Below are 5345 nucleotides of genomic sequence, written 5' to 3'. Positions count from 1 at the left end.
GCTCAGAACGACTCGGGCCGCAGCACGACATAAACAAGATAGGCGGCGGCAACCAGCACCAGCACGCCACACAGCAACGACAGCCAGGGGGACATGGAATTTGAGACCTGGTGGAACCCCTCCACCTCAGGCCGTCATCGTCGTCCCCGCCCCCATAAACGCACTACGCGCCGGACAGGGCCGACGCGTAAAGAGTGCATAAATTCCAGGGTCCAGGCCGTAACCCGGCAAGCGGCAGCGCCGGGCCATGCCGGGCGAACAGCGCGCCGCTCAACCCGCCGGGGTCTGTGCCGGCACGTCCACCGGCGCCAATCCCTTCAGCTGCCGATAGCGCTGCAGGCTGCTTTCGATTTCGACCTTCAATGCCTGCTGCTGCTGTTCGAAACTGGCCAGCAGCCGTTGCTGCGACTGCAGCTGCGCATGGCGCTGGCCGATCGCCTGGGCCTGCTTGTCGGCCACCTTGCCGCCGGCCAGTTCGCGGTCGCCGGCGGCAGCAAGCAGGGCCACCAGCGATTCGCGCAGGCTGGCCACGTTGTACTGGGCGGTCTTGAGGTTGTTGTCGAGCACCTCCTGGCGCTCGGCGAACACGCGCCGCAGCGCATTCTCATCACCGTAGGTGGTCAGCATCGCCTGTTCGGTACGCTGCCGGGTCTGCTCGGCCATCTGATCCAGCTGGACCTGCGCCGCCGCCGTGCTGGCGGCAGCGCGTTCCTCATCGCTCAACGCGCGCTGCACCTGCGCGTTGCGCAGGCCGCTGTTGGCGCTGAACTCATCACGGGCGTGGTTGACCGCATCGGCCGGCAGCGCGTCGCTGCAGATCCGCTCCTTGCCCTCGTTCCAGCAGTACAGCTTCTTGTCTGCGGCCTTGCCGCTGGACTGTGCCAGCAGCGTCTGCGGCATCACCAGCAGCAGGCTGGCAGCAACGATGGCAGGAACTCGGAACATGCGACCTTCCCCCTGATGGTCAGCGCGTGGAACGGACGCCGTACTGGGCGCGATAGGCCTCCAGCGGCTGCCGGTAGCCTACAAGTTCCGGATTTCCGGACGCGAAATCAAGCAGGTCGGCCAGCGTCGCCACGGCGATCACCGGGATGCCGGCCTCTTCGGCCACGGCCTGTGCGGCGGAGCGATGGTCGCTGTCCGAGGCGATCTCCTGGCGGTCCAGGGCCACCACGATGCCGGCCGGAATACCGCCCGCAGCGCGGATGATCGCCAGCGCCTCGCGGATGGCGGTGCCGGCGGTGATCACGTCGTCGACGATCAGCACGCGCTTGCCGGTCATGTCGGCGCCGATCAACTGGCCGCCTTCACCATGGTCCTTCACTTCCTTGCGGTTGAACGACAGCGGCAGATCGCGGCCACGCTGGGCCAGCTCGCAGGCCATTGCGGTGGCCAGCGGAATGCCCTTGTAGGCCGGGCCGAACACCACGTCGTACTTGATCCCGGTGGCGTCGATGGCGTCGGAATAGCACGCCCCCAGCTGCGACAGCAGGGAACCGGAGTCGAAACGGCCGGCGTTGAAGAAATAGGGGCTCAGCCGGCCGGACTTGAGGGTGAACTGGCCGAAGCGCAGGGCGTCGGCGGTCAGGGCCAGCTGCAGGAAACGGTGACGGTGGTCGCTCATCAAAACTCGATTCATCTTCATTTGGAGCGCAAATCCTAATCCAGCTGGGCTTTCTGCGCTCGTCCGGCCCCTTCACGCAGGTATCCGCAGCTGCCCCCGCGGGCTGCTCAGCCCGGCAGGCAACCGGTATGCTTGCCCGGTTTCCCGCCGTAGGTTCTTCCGCATGCGCATCATCAGCTTCAACGCCAATGGCATCCGCTCGGCCGCCACCAAGGGCTTCCTCGACTGGTTCCGTGGCCAGGACGCCGACGTCCTCTGCATCCAGGAGACCAAGGCCCAGGAAGACCAGCTGACCGACCCGATGTTCCGCCCGGACGGCCACCATTGCTTCTACCGCGATGCCATCACCAAGAAGGGCTACAGCGGCGTGGCGATCTACAGCAAGCGCGAACCGGACCAGGTCATCACCTCGCTGGGCTGGGCCCCGTTCGACGACGAAGGCCGCTACATCGAGGCCCGCTTCGGCAACCTCAGCGTGGTCTCCTTCTATATCCCGTCCGGCAGTTCGGGCGACCTGCGCCAGGGCTTCAAGTTTGAAGTGATGGAGTGGCTGCGGCCGATCCTCGAGGAATGGGCGCGCAGTGGCCGCGACTACGTGCTGTGCGGCGACTGGAACATCGTTCGCTCGGCGCTGGACATCAAGAACTGGAAGTCCAACCAGAAGAACTCCGGCTGCCTGCCCGAGGAACGCGACTGGCTCAATGCCCTGTGTGCCGACCATGGCCAGGCCACCGATGTGGGCGCAGGTCGCGGCTGGGCCGATGCCTACCGCCTGCTCAACCCGACCGGCGAGGACTACACCTGGTGGAGCAACCGTGGCGCCGCCCGCGCCAACAACGTTGGTTGGCGCATCGACTACCAGTTCATCACCCCGGGCCTGCGTGACCGCCTGCGCAGCTGCTCGATCTACCGCGACCAGCGCTTCTCCGACCACGCGCCGTTCATCGTGGACTACGACCTGTGACCGAGGCTGCCAAGCCTGCCGGTTACAAGGGCTGGGCCGGCATCAAGCGTGCGTTCGGTACGCCCTCGGCGCTGACCATGGCCCTGCTGGGCTTCGGTAGTGGCCTGCCGTTCCTGCTGATCGCCTCGCAGACCCTGTCCACCCGTCTGCGCGATGTCGGCCTCGATCTGGGCAGCATCGGCCTGATCAGCCTGGCCAGCTTCTTCTACCTGCTCAAGTTCGTCTGGGCACCCCTGCTGGATCGCTACGCGTTTCCGTTGCTGGGGTTCCTCGGTCGCCGCCGCTCGTGGCTGCTGGTCTCGCAGATCCTGGTGCTGGTGGGCCTGGTGGCACTGGCGTTCGTGCGGCCAGAGCAGGGCGTGTGGCCGCTGGTGGCCTGGGTACTGGTGGCATCGTTTGCAGGTGCCACCCAGGATTCAGTGGTCGACGCCTACCGCATCGAGATCGCGCCGCAGACCGCGCAGGCCGCGTTGGCCGCCACGTACACGCTGGGCTATCGCATCGGCCTGATCCTGGCCGGTGCCGGCGCCTTGTACCTGGCACAGTTCGAAGGCTGGATCATTGCCTATCTGGCCATGGCCGCACTGATGATCCTGCCGATCATCACCACGCTGTTCTGCCGCGAACCGGAGCGCCCGGCCAACGCCGTGCAGCGCCGCATCGACATTGCCGAAGCGTTCGTACAGCCGATCACCAGCTTCTTCACCCGCAACGGCATGGCACTGGCGCTGGCGCTGCTGGCGTTCGTCGGGTTCTTCAAGTTTCCCGACCAGGTCATCGGCGTGATGGCCGGACCCTTCTATCTCGATTCGGGCTTCGACAAGGCCGACATCGCTACGGTCTCCAAGCTGTTCGGCGTGTGGATGGGTATTGGTGGGGCGTTCCTTGGCGGTATCGCCGTCGCCGCCTTCGGTTTCCGCCGGATGCTGCTTGTCGCGGCGCTGGGCGTGGCCCTGTCGAATCTGGCCTTCCTGCTGATGGCGCACAATCCCGGGCAGTTGTGGGCGTTCTACGCCGCGCTCAGCGCCGACAACCTGTTCCAGGGCTTTGCCGGCACGGTGCTGGTGGCTTTCATGTCTTCGCTGACCGATCGCAACTTCACCGCAACCCAGTATGCCCTGCTGGTATCGCTGGCCAACCTGCCGGGCAAGTTCGTCGGCGGCGTTTCCGGTTACATCGTGGAGGCCACCTCGTACAGCACCTTCTTCATGCTCAGCGCCGTCACGGTGGTGCCCACCATGCTGCTGCTGGCCTGGCTGTGGCCACGCATCGTTGATCGTGGGCCGTCTCCCGCCGCCTGATTGCCTGTGTGCGCTTACTGCGGGATGATCGCCCCGACGCGCCGAGGGGGCGGTGCCTTGCGAACGGGGAAGTGAGCATGGCCGACGTAGTGCTGCGGGACCTGGACCCGCTGCTGCTGGAACGCATCAAACGGGTCTCGGTGGCCCGTGGCTGGACCCACGAACAGACCTGCGCGGTCCTGCTGGAGCAGGGCCTGTTCAGCAGTGAACTGGAGGTCCGCTCCGGCTTCGGCGATCCCGAAGTCGACGCGCTTTCCGACGCGATCGCCGCACTGCAGGCGCTGCCGGCCGGCCAGGGCTTCGATTGATCTGATGTCGGGTCGCCGGGCATGGCCCGGCGGAGCCCGGCGGATGGCGTCACCTCACGCCGGATGGATCGCCCCGAGAATCCGCGGCCCCGTCGCCCCGGTCACGCTCGGCAGGTTGCCCGGCAGCCCGTCCATCGTCCGCTGCGCCAGCCAGGCAAACCCCATCGCCTCCACATACTCCGGGTCCAGCCCGTGCAGCGCCGTGGACTCCACCACCACGCCCGGCAACCGCGCCGCCAGCCGCCGCATCAACTGCGTATTGCGCACGCCACCGCCGCACACCAGCACCCGCCGGGTGTGCGGCTGCTGGGCCAGCAGCGCATCAACCACCGTCGCCGCGGTCAGCTCCAGCAGTGTCGCCTGCACATCTGCTGCGGCGAACTGGCCTTCCTCCATGTGTGCTTCGRCCCACGGCAGGTGGAACTGCTCGCGCCCGGTGCTCTTGGGCGGCGGCAGCGCGAACCACGGATCCGCGCGCCAGCCGGCCAGCAGGCTGTCATCCACCGCACCGCTGGCTGCGTAGGCGCCGTCAGCATCGAAGCTGCGCCCGGTATGGCGTTGGCACCAGGCATCCATCAGCGCGTTGGCCGGGCCGGTATCGAAGCCACGCACGACGCCCTCGCGGGGAATCAGGGTCAGGTTGGCGATCCCGCCCAGGTTCAGCACCGCACGGTCCTCATCGGCCGCACCCAGCATGTCCAGGTGGAAAGCCGGCATCAGCGGCGCTCCATGGCCACCGGCGGCAACGTCACGGCGGCGGAAATCGCACACGGTGGTGATGCCGGTCAGCTCGGCGATGCGGTTGCCGTCACCCAGCTGCACGGTGAAGGCCGGGTCGGCCAACGGTCGATGGCGCACCGTCTGCCCGTGCGAGCCGATGGCTCGTACCTGCGAACGGTCGACACCGGCTTCTTCCAGCAGCTGGTTGGCGGCGGCGGCGAAGCTGATCGCAATCCGCGCGTCCAGTTCGCCCAGCTCCTCCAGCGACTGCAGCGGGCCGCCTTCGCCGAGGGCCACCAGCCGCGCCCGCAGCACCGGCTCCCAGCGGGCGGTCAGCCCGTGCACGAAGCGGCACCCCCCATCGGCCGGGAACTGCACCAGCGCGGCATCGATGCCGTCAGCGCTGGTGCCCGACATCAGGCCCAGGT

General features: G+C 67.2%; 7 protein-coding genes. 3 read left to right on the top strand and 4 right to left on the bottom strand.

The genetic code is table 11. From position 1 onward, the window contains the following. Positions 1 to 2 precede the first annotated feature (2 nt). The 3 genes from AC1VAN_RS10145 to pyrE all read right to left on the bottom strand — a co-directional run bounded on the left by AC1VAN_RS10145 (position 3) and on the right by pyrE (position 1624). The gene (locus AC1VAN_RS10145; protein WP_313444161.1) at positions 3 to 95 is read right to left on the bottom strand and encodes a potassium-transporting ATPase subunit F; all 93 of its coding nucleotides are present in this window, start codon (positions 93 to 95) and stop codon (positions 3 to 5) included. 175 nt (positions 96 to 270) lie between these two features. After that, positions 271 to 945 (bottom strand): hypothetical protein, encoded by a 675-nt coding sequence (locus tag AC1VAN_RS10140; protein ID WP_025879423.1) that lies wholly within the window; start codon positions 943 to 945, stop codon positions 271 to 273. A gap of 19 nt (positions 946 to 964) precedes the next feature. Further along, positions 965 to 1624, bottom strand: a complete 660-nt coding sequence (gene pyrE, locus AC1VAN_RS10135; RefSeq protein ID WP_025879424.1) for an orotate phosphoribosyltransferase — start codon at positions 1622 to 1624, stop codon at positions 965 to 967. A 163-nt stretch (positions 1625 to 1787) separates the two neighbouring features. Between pyrE and AC1VAN_RS10130 the strand changes: the two genes are divergently transcribed. From AC1VAN_RS10130 to AC1VAN_RS10120, 3 genes are all read left to right on the top strand, one after another. Continuing rightward, on the top strand, positions 1788 to 2588 hold the full coding sequence (locus tag AC1VAN_RS10130) for an exodeoxyribonuclease III (RefSeq protein WP_032977024.1): 801 nt from the start codon (positions 1788 to 1790) through the stop codon (positions 2586 to 2588). Then, on the top strand, positions 2585 to 3889 hold the full coding sequence (locus tag AC1VAN_RS10125; RefSeq protein WP_032977021.1) for an AmpG family muropeptide MFS transporter: 1305 nt from the start codon (positions 2585 to 2587) through the stop codon (positions 3887 to 3889). Before AC1VAN_RS10130 ends, AC1VAN_RS10125 begins: the two co-directional genes overlap by 4 nt. A gap of 77 nt (positions 3890 to 3966) precedes the next feature. Then, on the top strand, positions 3967 to 4197 hold the full coding sequence (locus tag AC1VAN_RS10120) for a hypothetical protein (RefSeq protein ID WP_025879428.1): 231 nt from the start codon (positions 3967 to 3969) through the stop codon (positions 4195 to 4197). Positions 4198 to 4251: 54 nt separating this feature from the next. Here the strand turns inward: AC1VAN_RS10120 and AC1VAN_RS10115 are convergent, their stop codons facing one another. Next, on the bottom strand, positions 4252 to 5343 hold the full coding sequence (locus AC1VAN_RS10115; RefSeq protein ID WP_480985740.1) for an anhydro-N-acetylmuramic acid kinase: 1092 nt from the start codon (positions 5341 to 5343) through the stop codon (positions 4252 to 4254). Positions 5344 to 5345 lie beyond the last annotated feature (2 nt).

The organism is Stenotrophomonas sp. 05L44_2 (genome assembly GCF_056665995.1).
The sequence above is the reverse complement of the archived record's forward strand: the minus strand, read 5'-3'. Positions and strand labels throughout refer to the sequence as shown.

What these genes read in the sequence shown, in the direction of transcription:
- AC1VAN_RS10145 (WP_313444161.1), bottom strand. Translation starts at nt 95, where the DNA reads ATGTCCCCCTGGCTGTCGTTGCTGTGTGGCGTGCTGGTGCTGGTTGCC.
- AC1VAN_RS10140 (WP_025879423.1), bottom strand. Translation starts at nt 945, where the DNA reads ATGTTCCGAGTTCCTGCCATCGTTGCTGCCAGCCTGCTGCTGGTGATG.
- pyrE (WP_025879424.1), bottom strand. Translation starts at nt 1,624, where the DNA reads ATGAGCGACCACCGTCACCGTTTCCTGCAGCTGGCCCTGACCGCCGAC.
- AC1VAN_RS10130 (WP_032977024.1), top strand. Translation starts at nt 1,788, where the DNA reads ATGCGCATCATCAGCTTCAACGCCAATGGCATCCGCTCGGCCGCCACC.
- AC1VAN_RS10120 (WP_025879428.1), top strand. Translation starts at nt 3,967, where the DNA reads ATGGCCGACGTAGTGCTGCGGGACCTGGACCCGCTGCTGCTGGAACGC.